Origin of the sequence: Polynucleobacter sp. UK-Mo-2m-Kol15 (assembly GCF_018881505.1) — a bacterium.
Taxonomy (GTDB): Bacteria; Pseudomonadota; Gammaproteobacteria; order Burkholderiales; family Burkholderiaceae; genus Polynucleobacter.
In genome coordinates, this window is sequence record NZ_JACVQC010000001.1 from 384657 (window position 1) to 400818 (window position 16162).

At 45.5% G+C, this 16162-nt stretch carries 14 protein-coding genes; 13 read left to right on the forward strand and 1 reads right to left on the reverse strand.

The features are described from left to right. Nucleotides 1-4: 4 nt before the first annotated feature. The 13 genes from ICN43_RS02105 to lpxC all read left to right on the forward strand — a co-directional run bounded on the left by ICN43_RS02105 (nucleotide 5) and on the right by lpxC (nucleotide 15604). On the forward strand, nucleotides 5-1549 hold the full coding sequence (locus tag ICN43_RS02105) for a UDP-N-acetylmuramoyl-L-alanyl-D-glutamate--2,6-diaminopimelate ligase (protein ID WP_255533383.1): 1545 nt from the start codon (nucleotides 5-7) through the stop codon (nucleotides 1547-1549). Then, nucleotides 1546-2994 (forward strand): UDP-N-acetylmuramoyl-tripeptide--D-alanyl-D-alanine ligase, encoded by a 1449-nt coding sequence (gene murF, locus ICN43_RS02110; RefSeq protein ID WP_255533384.1) that lies wholly within the window; start codon nucleotides 1546-1548, stop codon nucleotides 2992-2994. The genes ICN43_RS02105 and murF overlap by 4 nt, the downstream gene beginning before the upstream one ends. Further along, a complete protein-coding gene (gene mraY, locus ICN43_RS02115) occupies nucleotides 2985-4154 on the forward strand; it encodes a phospho-N-acetylmuramoyl-pentapeptide-transferase (RefSeq protein ID WP_216196973.1) in 1170 nt (389 codons plus the stop codon). Before murF ends, mraY begins: the two co-directional genes overlap by 10 nt. 10 nt (nucleotides 4155-4164) lie before the next feature. Further along, nucleotides 4165-5784 (forward strand): UDP-N-acetylmuramoyl-L-alanine--D-glutamate ligase, encoded by a 1620-nt coding sequence (murD, locus tag ICN43_RS02120; protein ID WP_216196974.1) that lies wholly within the window; start codon nucleotides 4165-4167, stop codon nucleotides 5782-5784. Further along, entirely contained in the window at nucleotides 5781-7052 is a 1272-nt protein-coding gene (gene ftsW / locus ICN43_RS02125; protein WP_216196975.1) for a putative lipid II flippase FtsW, read from the forward strand. Before murD ends, ftsW begins: the two co-directional genes overlap by 4 nt. Continuing rightward, nucleotides 7049-8122, forward strand: a complete 1074-nt coding sequence (murG, locus tag ICN43_RS02130; protein WP_216196976.1) for an undecaprenyldiphospho-muramoylpentapeptide beta-N-acetylglucosaminyltransferase — start codon at nucleotides 7049-7051, stop codon at nucleotides 8120-8122. Before ftsW ends, murG begins: the two co-directional genes overlap by 4 nt. Then, on the forward strand, nucleotides 8119-9555 hold the full coding sequence (murC, locus tag ICN43_RS02135; RefSeq protein WP_216196977.1) for a UDP-N-acetylmuramate--L-alanine ligase: 1437 nt from the start codon (nucleotides 8119-8121) through the stop codon (nucleotides 9553-9555). The genes murG and murC overlap by 4 nt, the downstream gene beginning before the upstream one ends. Further along, nucleotides 9548-10561 (forward strand): D-alanine--D-alanine ligase, encoded by a 1014-nt coding sequence (locus tag ICN43_RS02140; protein WP_216196978.1) that lies wholly within the window; start codon nucleotides 9548-9550, stop codon nucleotides 10559-10561. Before murC ends, ICN43_RS02140 begins: the two co-directional genes overlap by 8 nt. After that, nucleotides 10558-11424 (forward strand): cell division protein FtsQ/DivIB, encoded by an 867-nt coding sequence (locus ICN43_RS02145; RefSeq protein ID WP_216196979.1) that lies wholly within the window; start codon nucleotides 10558-10560, stop codon nucleotides 11422-11424. The genes ICN43_RS02140 and ICN43_RS02145 overlap by 4 nt, the downstream gene beginning before the upstream one ends. Nucleotides 11425-11433: 9 nt before the next feature. Continuing rightward, nucleotides 11434-12663, forward strand: coding sequence for a cell division protein FtsA (gene ftsA, locus ICN43_RS02150; protein WP_216196980.1), 1230 nt, complete (start codon nucleotides 11434-11436; stop codon nucleotides 12661-12663). A 45-nt stretch (nucleotides 12664-12708) separates the two neighbouring features. Next, entirely contained in the window at nucleotides 12709-14049 is a 1341-nt protein-coding gene (gene ftsZ, locus ICN43_RS02155) for a cell division protein FtsZ (protein ID WP_216196981.1), read from the forward strand. Between the two features lie 111 nt (nucleotides 14050-14160). Continuing rightward, nucleotides 14161-14661: a peroxiredoxin gene (locus ICN43_RS02160; RefSeq protein WP_216196982.1), complete on the forward strand. Its 501-nt coding sequence runs from the start codon at nucleotides 14161-14163 to the stop codon at nucleotides 14659-14661. A 28-nt stretch (nucleotides 14662-14689) separates the two neighbouring features. Next, entirely contained in the window at nucleotides 14690-15604 is a 915-nt protein-coding gene (lpxC, locus tag ICN43_RS02165) for a UDP-3-O-acyl-N-acetylglucosamine deacetylase (RefSeq protein ID WP_216196983.1), read from the forward strand. 2 nt (nucleotides 15605-15606) lie between these two features. Here the strand turns inward: lpxC and ICN43_RS02170 are convergent, their stop codons facing one another. Further along, entirely contained in the window at nucleotides 15607-16110 is a 504-nt protein-coding gene (locus ICN43_RS02170) for a hypothetical protein (protein WP_216196984.1), read from the reverse strand. Between the last annotated feature and the right edge of the window lie 52 nt (nucleotides 16111-16162).

Sequence of the window (16162 nt, forward strand, 5' to 3'; positions counted from 1 at the left end):
GGCAATGCTAAATATTGAACCCCATCTCTTGATTTCCCATTTGCATGATCTCACATCGGCGGATGCAAAAGTATCTGCTGATAGTCGCCAGATTGAATCTGGTGACATTTTCTTTGCATACTCCGTTGGTCATGGCAGTGCCTTACGGGATGGGCGTGATTACATTGCAGCAGCATTGGCAAATGGCGCCGCAGCGGTTGTATTTGATCCTGCTGATGGCGTTGCAAACGAATACTTGGATCGCCCAGAATGTTTTGCTGTGGAGAATTTATCAAGCTTGGCAGGGGAGCTTTGCTCTGAGTGGTATGGCTATCCAAGCAATAAATTAAATATCATTGGTGTTACTGGTACTAATGGTAAAACAAGCATTACCCAGTGGCTAGCACAAGCATTAGATGCATCTCACCACCGAACTGCAGTAATGGGTACCTTAGGTACTGGTTTCCCAGGCGCATTAATTCAAACTGGTTACACCACTCCCGATGCGCCCCGCTTACAAACCCAATTAAACGAGCTGCTTGAAGCAGGTGCTCAGCAGGTGGCCATAGAAATTTCTTCTCATGCGCTGGAACAAGATCGCATTGCTGGGCTGGATGTACGCACTGCGGTATTTACCAATTTAACGCAAGATCACCTGGATTATCACGGCACGATGGGGGAGTACGCCGCGGCAAAAGCAAAGTTATTTCAGTTCCCCCAACTTGAAAATGCCATCATCAATTTTGACGATACATTTGGACGTGAATTAGCGATGAAGCTTCTTGCTATCGATGGCCCTCAAGTATGGGGATTTGCATTAAGAAGCAATGCATTTACTGGATTCGAAAAGTTTCGCGATCGTTTAAAACGTGCCCATGCTGAAAATACCCTATTTACAACTTCGGGTTATGAATCTCAATTTTATTGTGATGACTTAGGTTCAAGCACTGTCCAACTCTCAGTATTGGGCGAATTTAATCTCAGTAATTGCCTTGCTGTTTGGGCGACCTTACTTGCTCAGGGTATGAGCCTAGATGAGGCATCTAAGCGAATGAGTAAGCTAACTGCTGTTTCTGGTCGCATGGAACTAATTCGCCTAAACAAAGTGCAGAAAGCCGAAGGCCCACTCATTGTGGTGGATTATGCACACACACCAGATGCGCTTGCTAAAGCATTGAATACATTACGTCCAATTGCAAATCAACGTGATGGAAAACTATGGTGTGTCTTTGGTTGTGGTGGTGATCGAGATTTAGCTAAGCGCCCTCAAATGGGTAAGCTAGCCCAAGAGTTTGCTGATCATATTGTGATTACGAGCGATAACCCCAGATCTGAAGAGCCGGCGTCGATTATTGCCATGATTCAATCTGGTATGACAGGTGATCTGTCAAATGTACAAGTGTTACCCGATAGAGCTGCTGCCATTATGGCCGCGGTACGACATGCTGATATCAAGGATATTGTTCTAGTTGCCGGCAAAGGGCATGAGTCTACTCAAGAAATTAAAGGCAAGAAATTTGATTTTTCTGATCAAGAGCATATTCTTTTGGCGGCAGGAGGTAGTGCATGAGTAAGCCCATGACTACTCTCGCTCAGGTACATGCGATGCTACCCGGAAGTGAGTTAATTCATGCTGATAACGAGTCTACACAAGTAACCGCCATTTCTTGTGTAGGTAGTGATAGCCGTCAGATTCAATCTGGTGAACTATTTATTGCCTTAGCGGGTGAGCGTTTTAATGCACATGACTTCTTAGATGATGTCGCTAAAGCAGGCGCTAGTGCCGCTCTCATTAGCGATAAAGAGGCTTGCCCAAATAATTTAGCCGCAATTTGTGTTCGGGATGTTAAACAGGGCTTGGGTGAGTTAGCAAAAGCATGGCGTGCACAGTTTTCTATTCCGGTGGCTTTGGTGACTGGTTCCAATGGGAAGACCACTGTAAAAGAGATGATTGCATCAATCTTCAAGGCAGCTGTTGGTGAAGACCACACCTTAGTTACTAAAGGTAATCTCAATAACGATATTGGCTTACCCTTAACCTTGCTGCGTATGCGATCAACCGATCGTTTAGCAGTAATTGAGTTAGGAATGAATCATCCTGGTGAAACCGCGGAATTAGCAGCCATAGCTCAAGCTAATATTGCTCTAATTAACAATGCGCAGCGTGAGCATCAAGAGTTTATGGCGACTGTTGAAGCGGTTGCAGCAGAACATGCAGCAGCCTTGAACGCACTTCCCCCAGAAGGTATCGCAGTATTTCCAGCAGATTCTGAATTTTCAAATCTTTGGTATCAAGTGGCTGCAAAGCGCAAAATAATTGATTTTGCTTTATCTACTGAATCGGTTGTATCTAAGCCTTCTGTAACTGGCAAATTATTGGCTAGCGGAAGAGTTGAGATTGCAACGGAACTCGGCAAAATTGAAGTGCAGCTCAATACCTTAGGAAATCACAACGTACGCAATGCCTTAGCAGCTAGTGCAGTTGCTTTAGCTGCCGGTTTAGATTTGGAGAAAATCAAAGCAGGTCTAGAGTCTTTTGTGCCGGTAAATGGGCGTATGCAATCAAAGCCTCTGAATGTGGGCCGCACTTTGATTGATGATAGCTATAACGCGAACCCAGATTCTGTAAGGGCTGCTATTGATGCGCTGAAACAATCTGGAAATGCCTCCTGGTTAGTGTTGGGTGATATGGGTGAAGTGGGCGATCAAGGGCCTGCGTTTCATCAGGAAGTCGGTGCCTATGCTGCTGAGCAAGGTATTAGTAAATTATTTGCCCTTGGAGACCAGTGCAAATTTGCAGTGCAGGGATTTAATGATTCACAGAAAGCACGGCTTACTAGTACTGCTGGACATTTCACTACATTGGATCAATTGCTCGAAGAGCTCAACATGGCGCTAGCAGATCAAGAGTCGAGCAAGCAAGTGCATTTAGATATTTTAGTTAAGGGATCCCGTTTTATGCGCATGGAGCGTGTTGTACAAGCCTTATTAGAGGAGGCTAAAACATGCTCTTAATATTGGCGCAATGGTTGCAAGATGATTTTGGATTTTTCAGAGTCTTTAACTACATTACTTTTAGAGCAGTGATGGCAACAGTAACTGCTCTACTGATTGGCTTAGCAGCTGGCCCATGGGTTATTCGTAAGCTCACTGCATTGAAGATGGGTCAAGCAGTTCGCACGGATGGCCCACAAACCCATTTAGTCAAATCAGGCACCCCTACGATGGGGGGTGTATTAATTCTTTTAGGTATTTTTATTTCTTGCATGTTGTGGGCTGATCTGAGCAATCGTTTTATCTGGATCGTCATGATTGTGACTTTTGGATTCGGCTTAGTTGGCTGGGTAGATGATTACCGAAAAGTAGCTCACAAGGATCCAAAGGGAATGGCCTCCAAAGAAAAATTCTTTTGGCAGACCTTGATTGGCTTATTTGCTGCTATCTATTTAGCCTTCTCTGTATCAGAGGTGAATAATCTCAAAGTCTTAAAGTTATTCTTCGATTGGCTTCAAAGCGGATTCGCTTTGGACTTGCCTGCAAAATCAAATTTACTGATTCCTTTCATGAAGGAGATTAGCTACCCGCTAGGCGTAATGGGCTTCATCATTTTGAGTTATTTGGTAATTGTGGGTAGTAGTAATGCGGTGAACTTGACTGACGGTCTTGACGGCTTGGTAATCATGCCGGTGATTTTAGTTGGGGCAGCCTTAGGCGCATTTGCCTATGTGATGGGTAATGCGATTTACGCAAAGTATTTGTTATTTCCTTATATTCCCGGGGCTGGTGAGCTCATGATTTTCTGTGGGGCTATGGGTGGCGCAGGCCTCGCATTTCTTTGGTACAACACGCATCCTGCTCAGGTATTTATGGGTGATGTCGGCGCACTCGCCTTAGGAGGCGCGCTCGGAACTATTGCCGTAATTGTTCGTCAAGAAATTGTGCTCTTTGTCATGGGCGGGATCTTCGTTGCAGAAACACTTTCAGTGATGCTGCAAGTCTTCTGGTTCAAATTTACCAAGAAGCGTTTTGGTGAAGGCCGTCGTATTTTTAGAATGGCACCACTACATCACCATTTTGAATTGGGTGGCTGGCGCGAAACGCAAGTAGTAGTTCGCTTCTGGATCATCACTATTTTATTGGTTCTCATTGGCCTCTCCAGTCTGAAATTACGGTAAGCCAAAGCATATGCATAACTTAGATCAAGCCTTTGCTAATCCAGCACTCTTCGCAGATGAGGGCTACCAAGCACCTCAACATTTCTTGATATTGGGATTAGGTGAGTCTGGCTACGCCATGGCAAAGTGGTGTTTACGGAATGCTGCAAAGGTCAGCTTAGCTGATACACGTGACCGTGAAAAGTTAAATGAGCGACAAAAAGCCTGGTTAGCTGAGCTTGAATTTGCGGGACTCAAAGAAGCTTACTTTGGCCCTCTTGATGAGCTTAATTTAAAGAATATTGATGTCATCGGTATTAGCCCTGGGATATCGCCACTTCATGAGTCAATATCCCTTTTATTATCTAAAGCCCAGGCGGCTGATATCGATATCTGGGGAGAGTTGGAATTCTTTGCTAGAGCTATTGCCGCGCTAGATCGTATGGCTCAGGTAGATCAGTCTCAATATCGACCTGCAGTATTGGCTATTACTGGAACAAATGGAAAAACAACCACCACTGCTCTAACGGGGCAGTTATGTGAGCGTGCTGGGAAGAGAGTAGCTGTTGCTGGAAATATCAGCCCGGCAGCATTAGACAAGTTGATGTCTTGCTTGGATGGATCTGATCAAGTTACTGATATGCCTGAGATCTGGGTGCTTGAGTTATCTAGCTTTCAATTGGTTTACACCAGTACTTTCAATGCGACAGCGGCAACCGTATTAAATATTACGCAAGATCATTTGGATTGGCATGGTGATATGCAAGCCTACATTGATGCAAAAGCCAACATCTTCGGTAAGGACACTATTTGCATTTTGAATCGAGATGATTCAATAGTCATGAATTTGCTGACTGATGAGCAAAAAGTAAATAAATCAGTCATTACTTTTGGTGCAAGTCGACCCGATGAGCAGGGTGCTTTTGGTATTGAGCATGATCTACGAGCTGGTGGAATAGATTGGCTAGTCTGGGCCGAAATAGACGAAGATCTTGAGCCCCAACCTAAGCGTCGTCGTAAAGCAACTATCGTCGAGGATGAGCCATTAAGACTGAAGCGCTTAATACCTGCTGATGCTTTGCGTATCCGTGGTCGCCACAATGCCTTGAATGCATTAGCCGCACTAGCTTTGGCGCGAGCAGCTGGCTTACCAATGAACATGCTCTTGCATGGTTTACGCGACTACCATGGTGAGCCTCATCGTGTTCAAAGTGTTTCGATTGTGTCGAATGTTGAGTATGTGGATGACAGCAAAGGCACTAATGTGGGGGCAACAGTAGCCGCTTTGAATGGTCTAAGTGCTAATGAATCTGGCAAGCGAATTTGGTTAATTGCTGGCGGTGAAGGCAAGGGCCAAGACTTTAGCCCCTTGCGCGATCCAGTATTTCGCTTTGTAAAAGGTGTTTTCCTGATAGGCAAAGATGCCCCGATTATTGCAGGGGCTTTGGCTAATTCGGTGCCGTGCTTCATGAGTGACACTCTAAAAAATGCAGTGGTCGAAGCTGCAAAACAAGCTCAGTCTGGTGACATCGTTTTATTGTCCCCAGCTTGCGCTAGTTTTGATCAGTTTAGTGATTACGAAGCGCGTGCAGCAGCTTTCGTTGCTGAAGTTCAAGAATTGGGCATGCAATTCGAAGGAGTTGATGTATGAATTTGAGGGAAAAACTTTTTCCTGAGAATCGTTTGGGTCTTGGCCGCTTCTGGAATTTCTCTAGAGGTGGGATAGATAATTTCCGGAGTGGTTTGAGAGATGCAGTTTCTGGCGTTGAGCAAACTCGCTCACGTATGATGGACTATGACCAGTTATTGGTATGGGCAGTACTGTCATTAGCCTTAATTGGTTTGGTGATGGTCTACTCCGCATCAATTACTTTGGCTGATGGCCCTAAGTATGCAAATTACAGCAGTAATTTCTTCTTAATTCGCCATTGCATTTCATTGGCAATCGCTATCGGAGTTGCTATCTGGGTCTTTAAGATTCCCACAACAGTTTGGGACCGCTACTCAGCTATCATTTTTGGCTTTACTGTCTTGCTACTAATTATGGTCCTCATTCCAGGTTTGGGGAAGGGTGTAAATGGTGCAAAGCGTTGGATTCCGTTGGGTCTGATGAATTTCCAACCATCTGAATTAATGAAGTTTGCTGCTGTGATTTTTGCTGCAAGCTACACAGTAAAGCGCCAAGAATATCTCCACTCATTTGTGAAGGGTATGTTACCAATGGGTATTGCGGTCGCCTTAGTTGGAGGCTTGCTCATGGCTGAACCGGACATGGGTGCTCTTGTAGTGATATCACTAATCGCATTCGGAATTTTATTTTTAGGCGGTATCAACGCAAAATTATTTGGTGGATTATTGGTTGTCGGGATTTTAAGTGCGGTAACAATCATCGCCTTATCTCCTTTCCGCCAAAAGCGAATTATGGCTTTTATTGATCCCTGGCAGGTTGATAACGCAGCAAATAAGGGCTATCAGCTTACCCATTCTCTGATGGCATTTGGTCGTGGGGAGTGGTTTGGTGTTGGACTGGGTGGCAGTGTCGAGAAATTACATTACCTTCCTGAAGCGCATACCGATTTCATCATGGCGGTGATTGGTGAGGAGCTTGGATTTGTTGGTGTAGTGGTAATGATTTTCTTATTCTATTGGATCGTACGTCGCGCATTCCTGATCGGCCGCACTGCATTGCAATTGGATCGAAGTTTTGCAGGCCTTGCTGCTAAGGGTGTAGCGATATGGATTGGTTGGCAGGCATTTATCAATATGGGTGTGAACTTAGGCTTGCTTCCCACTAAAGGTTTGACTCTTCCGCTAGTTAGCTATGGCGGCTCAGGAATTTTGATGAATGCCGTTGCATTGGCAATGCTCCTGCGCATTGATTACGAAAACCGTATCTTGATGCGAGGCGGTAAGTTATGACTAAGCCATCCATCTTGATTATGGCTGGTGGTACTGGCGGACATATTTTTCCAGGCCTGGCTGTTGCCGAATACCTGCGCATCTGCGGTTGGAAAGTTTTTTGGCTTGGCAATCAAAGTGGCATGGAGTATCGCTTAGTAAAAGCATGTGACTTCCCATTTGAGGCGGTTGAGTTTGGTGGATTGCGCGGTAAAGGTTTAAAGGCAAAGTTGATGCTCCCTTTGAATCTTGCAAGAGCAAGTCTGCAGAGTTTAAAGATCATGCGTCGCATCAATCCAAACGTAGTTTTAGGCATGGGTGGATACATCACATTTCCTGGTGGCTTGATGACAAAGTTTTTGAAGATGCCATTAGTTCTTCATGAGGCAAATTCCGTGGCAGGAAGTGCTAATCGTGCTCTAACTAAGATTGCTATGCGTACCTTGACTGGTTTTCCAGGCACGATGTCGGATGCTGAGTGGGTTGGAAATCCCATCCGAGCAGAATTCGACGCTGTAAGCGCTCCAGCAAAACGTTACGAGGAGCGCACTGGCCCCCTGTCAATTCTGGTTGTGGGCGGAAGCTTGGGTGCTGCCGCCTTAAATGAAGCAATCCCAGCAGCTTTGGCGCTGATGGATAAAGATGCACGACCAAACGTAATTCACCAAGCCGGCGATAAACATCTTGTAGATCTTCAACAGCGTTATGCCAACTTTGGTGTTGCTGCTGACATTCGTGCTTTTATTGATGACATGCCAAGTGCCTATGCTCAAGCAGATCTCGTGATCTGCCGCTCTGGCGCAATGACAGTTTCAGAAATAGCGGCGTGTGGTGTGGCATCTTGCTTAATTCCATTTCCATATGCAATTGATGATCATCAGACTGCGAATGCGCGATTTTTATCAGATGCTGATGCAGCTATTCTCTTGCCACAAGAAGACCTCGCTCCGCAAGATCTGGCGTCGATGATTCAAAACCTTAGCCGCCAAGATCTGCAGGCGATGGCTGAGCGTGCTCATGCTTTAGCTAAGCCACAGGCAACTCAGCGTGTGGCTGAAGTTTGTGCAGACTGTGTAGGAGTAGGTATATGAAACATATCGTTCAGCAAATACATTTTGTTGGTATCGGTGGTGCGGGCATGAGCGGCATTGCCGAAGTCTTGCTGAATCTGGGTTATCAGGTATCTGGATCAGACTTGGCTGAGGGCCCTGCAACCAAGCGCCTAAAAGATTTGGGTGCCGTCATTCATATTGGACATGATCCTAAAAATATCGGTACTGCAGAGGCAGTTGTAATTTCTACTGCAGTTACAGGTAACAACCCTGAAGTACTAGCTGCTCGCGCAGCTAAAGTTCCTGTTATTCAGCGTGCTGTCATGCTCGGTGAACTCATGCGCCTAAAGCAGGGTATTGCAATTGCGGGTACTCATGGCAAAACTACTACGACCAGCTTAGTTGCATCAGTCCTAGCCGAAGGGGGTCTAGATCCTACTTTTGTGATTGGTGGAAAGTTAAATTCTGCGGGTGCAAATGCGCGTTTAGGTCAGGGTGACTTTATTGTGGTTGAGGCAGACGAGTCTGACGCCTCTTTTTTGCAATTATTTCCAGCCATGGAAGTCGTTACTAATATCGATGCTGATCATATGGATACATATCAGCATGACATGGCAAGATTGAAGCAGGCTTTCGTTCAATTTATTCAACGCATGCCTTTTTATGGTGTTGCGGTGCTCTGTATCGATGATGCCAACGTTAGAGATATTATGCCGTTTGTCTCCCAGCCAGTATTGCGCTATGGCTTATCTGAAGATGCAGATATTCGCGCAAGTAATGTCCGTGCTGAGGGTACACGCATGCACTTTACAGTAGATCGTAAAACTGTACGTCGTCACGGTAATAAACCGGGACGTCTTGAAGTGCAATTAAATTTACCAGGCTTACATAACGTTCGTAATGCCTTGGCGGCAATTGGTATTGCAACGGAATTAGGTGTTGGAGACGATGCAATCGTGAAGGCTTTATCAGAATTTAGTGGTGTTGGCCGCCGCTTCCAAAGATATGGAGAAATTCCTTTGGCATCTGGTGGAAGTTTTACATTGATCGATGATTACGGACATCATCCCGTTGAAATGGCGGCTACTTTATCTGCAGCGCGTGGTGCTTACCCAGACCGTCGCTTGGTATTGGCTTTCCAACCTCATCGTTTTACAAGAACGCGCGATTGCTTTGGTGAATTTGTTCAAGTACTTAAAAACTTTGATGCACTTGTATTAACTGAGGTATATCCCGCTGGCGAAGCCAAGATTCCTGGCGCAGATGGTCAAAGCCTGATGAAGGCGGCTCTTACAACTGATAAGACGGCAAATGATTCCTTGGATGGGTCTGCTGTAGCCTTTGCGCCAAGCGTTGCAGATATGCCAGCAAGACTCATCACCTTGTTGCGTGATGGCGATGTCTTAATCACGATGGGAGCGGGCTCTATCTCTAGCCTACCTCATATATTAGCTGAGGCTAAACATGGCTAAGCTAAACCAAAAACTACTTTCTTGGGGTGAGCGAGTGAAGCAAGAGCTCGCAAACTTAGATGTTAAATCTCTTGGTCGAGTCGGTGTATTGCTTGGTGGTCGATCTGGCGAACGTGAGATTTCCTTGATGTCGGGTAACGGTGTATTAGAAGCGCTACTCTCGAAAGGAGTTGATGCGTACCCATTTGATCCAGGATTGCGTTGCCCAACTGAACTGGTAAATGAAAAATTTGATCGTATCTTTATTTCTTTGCATGGACGTTATGGTGAAGATGGCACGATCCAGGGCTTACTCGAGCTCTTAGGTTTGCCATATACCGGTAGCGGTGTTCTAGCTTCCGCACTTTCAATCGACAAAATTGCGACTAAGCTGGTTTGGCTAAGTAGTGGGCTTTCAACCCCAGAATTTGAGGAATTGAAGGCTGATAGTGACTGGAGTGCAGTAGTGAAGCACTTAGGTCTGCCATTGATTGTGAAACCTGCACATGAAGGCTCTTCACTTGGTTTAACTAAAGTGAAATCTATAGAAGAATTGCCCGCAGCTTATGAGTTGGCTGCTGCCATGGACAAAAAGGTAATTGCTGAGACCTGCATTGTTGGCGATGAGTTGACATGTCCGCTGGTTGGATTTGGGGTTGATGCAGAAGCTTTGCCTGTGATCAAGATCATTCCACCAGAAGCTAATTATGATTTTCATAACAAGTACTTCTCTAATGAGACCAAATACCTATGCCCAACTGGTCTTGCGCCAGAAGTCAATAAAGTAGTTCAAGAATTAGCCTTGACTGCTTATCGTGCGCTTGGTTGTAAAACTTGGGGCCGTGCCGATGTGATGCTAGACCAAAAAACTGGTAAACCCTATCTCTTAGAGATGAATACATCTCCAGGTATGACTTCGCATTCGTTAGTTCCGATGGCTGCAAAAGCGGCCGGTGTTGATTACGCAGAATTAGTTCTCTGGGTCATTAGTCAAACCTTAAAACGCAAAGGGGCTGCGCAAGCATGAGTTGGCTAAGCACCTTCTTCAATGGTTGCGGTGAAGTATTCACCTCATTGGCATCTCCACTTTGGAACTATCCCGAGCGGATGCAAAAGCTGACCCGTTTCTTGATGCGCTGTTTTGCGGTCGGAGTTTCCATTGGAATTCTCATTTGGCTAAGTCAGCGCCCAGTCTTTGCCTTGCGTCAAATCGTCATTGAGCCAGTGGCTGGACAAACGCTCAAACATATTAATAAGCCTATCGTGAAGCAGCAGGTCTTAGAAACAGTCCAAGGAAATTTCTTTAGTGTGAGATTGGAGGACGTGAAGCGTGGCTTTGAGTCGATGCCTTGGGTACGTCATGCCAACGTTCGCAGGGTCTGGCCTAACGGATTGATTGTGAGTATTGAAGAGCAAAAGCCTTTTGGAACATGGGGTGGAGCTGATAGTCATACCTTAATGAATGCCTATGGTGAACTCTTTGCTGGTCGTGTTTCTGATGTGGGAGATGGTATTCAGTTGATTGATTTCTCTGGACCAGCAGATGCCAGCAAAGAAGTGATGCGCTTGTATGAGAAAGCCAATACGTGGTTTAAGCCTTGGAGTGCAGAAGTGAAAAGCTTAACCCTCTCGGAGCGCTATGCATGGCATGTGAAGTTATCTAACGGTATGAAGGTGGAGTTTGGTAGAGATGAAGAAAATTCGGACAAAACATTAACCGAGGATCGTGTGGCGCGTCTCTTTAAGTATTGGCCACAGGTTCAGGAAAAGTTGGCAAATCGTGTCGATGCAATTGATCTACGTTATGCAAATGGTTTTGCAGTTCATCTTGCTACGGCAAGTTTGAAAAAAAATGAAGCAGATGGCAAAAAAAGCGAGCAGAAGCAATGAGGAATCAGAATGAGTAAAGATAACCGCGATTTATTGGTCGGATTAGATATTGGAACCTCCAAGGTGGTTGCTTTGGTAGCTGAATTGGGGGTTGATGGCCAATTTAATGTGGTCGGTGTCGGTCAAACTGCTTCTAAAGGCTTGAAGAAAGGGGTGGTTGTCAATATTGAAGCTACTGTCCAGTCTATTCAAAAGGCACTTGAAGAAGCTGAGGTGATGGCGGATCGCCAGATCGTGCAGGTCTTTACTGGTATTGCTGGAAATCACATTGTGAGCTTTAACTCAAGCGGTATGGTGGCTATTCGCGACAAAGAAGTGAGTGCTGGAGATGTTGAGCGCGTCCTAGAAACTGCTAAGGCAATCAATATTCCAACAGATCAGCAAATTCTTCACATCCTCGTTCAAGAATTCATTATTGATGGACAGGAAGATGTGCGCGAGCCAATTGGTATGAGTGGTTTACGTTTAGAAGTGAAGGTGCACATCGTTACTGGTGCTGTTAGTGCCGCACAAAATATTGTGAAGTGTGTACGTCGTTGTGGCCTTGAAGTGAATGATTTAATTTTGCAACCCTTGGCTTCGAGTTTAGCCGTACTGACTGAAGATGAAAAAGAATTAGGTGTCGTCTTGGTTGATATTGGCGGTGGCACAACTGATATTGCTATTTATTGTCAGGGCTCTATTCGACACACTGCTGTAATTCCAATTGCTGGTGATCAAATTACCAATGACATTGCAATGGCATTACGCACGCCGACTATTGATGCGGAAGATTTAAAAATTCAATATGGTATCGCTCGCCAAGATATGGCTGATCCAACCACGATGATTGATGTACCCGGAGTTGGTGATCGTGAACCACGCCCAATGTCAAAACAAGCATTAGCTGCCGTGATTGAACCACGGGTTGAAGAGTTATTTACATTGGTTCGAGGAGTTGTGCGTGATTCTGGCTACGAAGATATGGTTTCTTCGGGAATTGTGCTGACTGGCGGCACTACTTTAATGCCGGGAATGGTTGAGCTTGCTGAGCAGGTGTTCTTACGTCCAGCACGTATTGGTACGCCTGAGTATCGCGGCCATCTGCATGAAGTTTTGCGTAGTCCACGTTTTGCAACCAGCATTGGTTTATTGATGGAAGGCCAGGCGCAATTATTGCGTGGCCGTCGAGTTTCACAATCAGGAGCATTGCAAAGTGTGATTTCTCGCATGAAGGAATGGTTCGCAGGAAATTTTTAAGTTTTTCGTCGTCGTCAATGTAGTACTTATTACCTAGGAGGGTATATGGAATTTGAAATGTTAGATCAAGAAACAGCTGGCAAAACCATTATTAAAGTGGTTGGAGTTGGTGGTGCAGGTGGTAATGCAGTTCAGCACATGATTCGTCGCGGTGTTAACGGCGTAGAGTTTATTTGCATGAACACCGATGCTGGCGCTTTACAGCGCTCTGAGGCATCTGTGAATTTGCAACTAGGCTCTAGCGGACTCGGTGCTGGTGCAAAACCTGAAATCGGTGCAGCTTCTGCTGAAGAAGCGCGTGCACTTATTGCAGACGCATTGCAAGGTGCGCACATGGTGTTCATCACTGCCGGTATGGGTGGTGGAACCGGTACTGGTGCAGCGCCAGTTGTTGCTCAAGTTGCCAAAGAGATGGGTATTTTGACTGTTGGTGTTATTAGTAAGCCATTTGACTTTGAGGGTGTTAAGCGCCTCAAGGTTGCTGAGAATGGCGCAGCCGAACTCGAGTCTTATGTGGATTCGTTGATTGTAGTTCTCAATGAGAAGCTCTTTGAAGTGATGGGTGAAGATGCCGAGTTTGATAAGGCATTCGCATGTGCTGATGATGTTCTTCATAATGCCGTTTCAGGTATCGCAGAAATTATTAACGTACAGGGTTTGATCAACGTCGACTTTGAGGACGTGAAAACAGTGATGGGCGAACAAGGTAAGGCCATGATGGGAACTGCAACAGTTTCTGGCATGGATCGTGCTCGCTTAGCTGCTGAAGCTGCAGTTGCTTCACCATTGCTCGAAGGTGTAGATCTTTCTGGTGCACGTGGCGTCTTGGTCAACATTACTGCAAGCCGTTCATTGAAATTATCCGAGACTCGCGAAGTAATGGCTGCAATTCGTGGCTATGCTGCAGATGATGCTACTGTGATCTTCGGAACTGTGTATGACGAGAGTTTGGGTGATGCCTTGCGCGTTACTGTCGTGGCTACAGGCTTGAATAATCCACAAGCACGTCAAAGCCATCAACCAGAGGTGGTTTGGAGGCAGGCTACAGGTACACATGATGCAATGCCAACAATGGCTGACTTAAATAGCTTTGCACCAGCAAGTGCTTCTGCGGCAATGAGCAAAGTAAGTATTGATTCAGCTTTGGGCACAAGCGCTGGTTTGGCGATGACGGGTTCAGGTGCCGTACCTTCTGTAGCTTCTCAACCAGCTAACAACGGTGTTGATTACAGTCAATATGATTTGCCACGTGTATTCCGTAGTTCGCGGGATGCCTCACCAGCTCCTACACTGGGGGCTGATAGCTCACCGCAGGCAAAAACCATGTTGGACAAAGGGGCTGATTATTACGAAATCCCAGCTTTTTTACGTAAGCAAGCAGATTAAATCACTGCTCAATACAATAGGTTTTGCAGAATGCCAGCGCGGCGCCCCTCCGGACGACGAATCCCGCGCTAGCGTTGGCATACTCATGACAACTATTTAATTGGAGATTTTATGATTGCAATCGGACAAAAGTTACCAAACGCTACTCTTTATGAGTTTTTAGATGAGGCAAGTGAAGGTTGCGCAATTGGACCAAACGCATTTGAGGTTGAAAAACTTACTGCTGGTAAAAAGATAGTGATCTTTGCATTGCCTGGTGCATTTACACCGACCTGTTCAGCAAAGCATGTTCCTAGTTATGTTGAACACTTTGATGCAATCAAAGCAAAGGGTGTTGATGAGATTTGGTGTATTTCTGTAAACGATCCATTTGTAATGGGAGCCTGGGGTCGAGATCAAAAAGTTGGTAAAAAGATTCGTATGTTGGGCGATGGTAGTGCTGAGTTCACCAAGAAGCTTGGTTTGGAGTTAGATCTAACTACCCGTGGTTTCGGTGTTCGTTCTGACCGTTACGCCATGATTATTGAAGACGGAGTTGTAAAAACTTTAGACCGTGAAGCGCCTGGGAAATTTGAAGTAAGCGATGCTGCTTCAATTTTGAAGAAGCTTTAAAAAATTATTCCTGAGTTTAGATATAACCATGCTTAAGCAACGCACAATCGCTACCCCAATTAAAACCGTGGGGATTGGCTTGCACTCTGGGCGTAAGGTGACCTTGTCTATTAAGCCTGCCCCGATAAATTCAGGAATCTTATTTGTACGTATAGATACCCCAGAGCAATCGGTTGTACCCGCTACTGCTCTGGCGGTCTGCGATACCCGCTTGGCCTCGGTGATTCAAAAGGATGGAGTACGTGTTTCTACCGTAGAGCATCTGCTCTCAGCTTGTGCGGGCCTTGGACTCGATAATCTGTTGATAGAACTTGATGGTGAAGAAGTGCCCATCATGGATGGTAGTGCCGCCTCCTTTTTATTTTTAATGGAATCAGCTGGCATTGCTGAGCAAGCAGCTCCCAGACAGTTTGTGATCATTAAAAAATCCGTAGAAGTAAATGAGGGCGACAAGCTTGCGCGCCTAGAGCCTTTCTTTGGTTTTAAGTTAGATTTCACAATTGATTTTAAGCATCCAGCAGTAGACAAGACTGGTCAGCGCTTTATAGTCGACTTTGCAGAGCATGCTTATCGAAGTGAGATTGGCCGTGCTCGCACTTTTGGTTTTGCTCATGAAGTGGAAGCATTGCGCGAAATGGGATTGGCGCGTGGCGGAAGTTTAGATAACGCGATTGTGCTTGATGAGCATCGAATCCTGAATAACGAAGAGTTGCGCTATGAAGATGAGTTTGTCCGTCATAAAATCTTGGATGCTATTGGCGACCTATATTTAGTTGGACATCCAATTGTGGGTTCTTATGTTGCTGAAAAATCCGGACATGCGTTAAATAACGCACTCCTGCGTAAACTTTTAGAGGATCCAAGCTCCTACGAAATTGCTAGTTTTCTAGAAAATAAGGCTCCTTCAGCCTATTCCAAAGAGAGTCAGCCCCTATTTTTCTAGGTTTATTTAGACTTACTCTGCAGTAGCCGTTCAACCGCCTTATGAAGGTCAGAATCCGGCGCTAGCTTCTCCAATAAAGATTCCCAAGAAGCTCTGGCAACGGCATTAAAACCCACTGGCTTTTGGCTAGCCTGGAGCCCCTCGCGGGGTTTAATTTCCCAGGTGGTTGGCGCTGGCTTTAGGCGCACCTTGATGCTGGTGCAAATTACCCCTTTTTTAGTTAACTCATTGATTAAACTGGGTAAAACTTGTTGAAGACGACTGGCAACGCTTGCCCCATTCACTAATAAAAATAGCTCATTCTGGCTGCCAGAACGCCACCCAATCTCAATTTTAGGCGCTAAATTATCCAAATCCAGCTTAAAAAGGGCTGCTTTGAGAGCAATTTTAAGTTTGGCAAGATCTTCTGTTTTAGCCAGAATTCCGCCCAAGCCCTGAGAGTCGCGCAAATACTCCAACCACTCATGAGCAGCTTTAGTACGGATAGGTTTGGGGGCAAAGTTCATGTTGAAAAAGTACGGGTGATAAACTCAAGGTCTTAATTTACTTCAATATCCC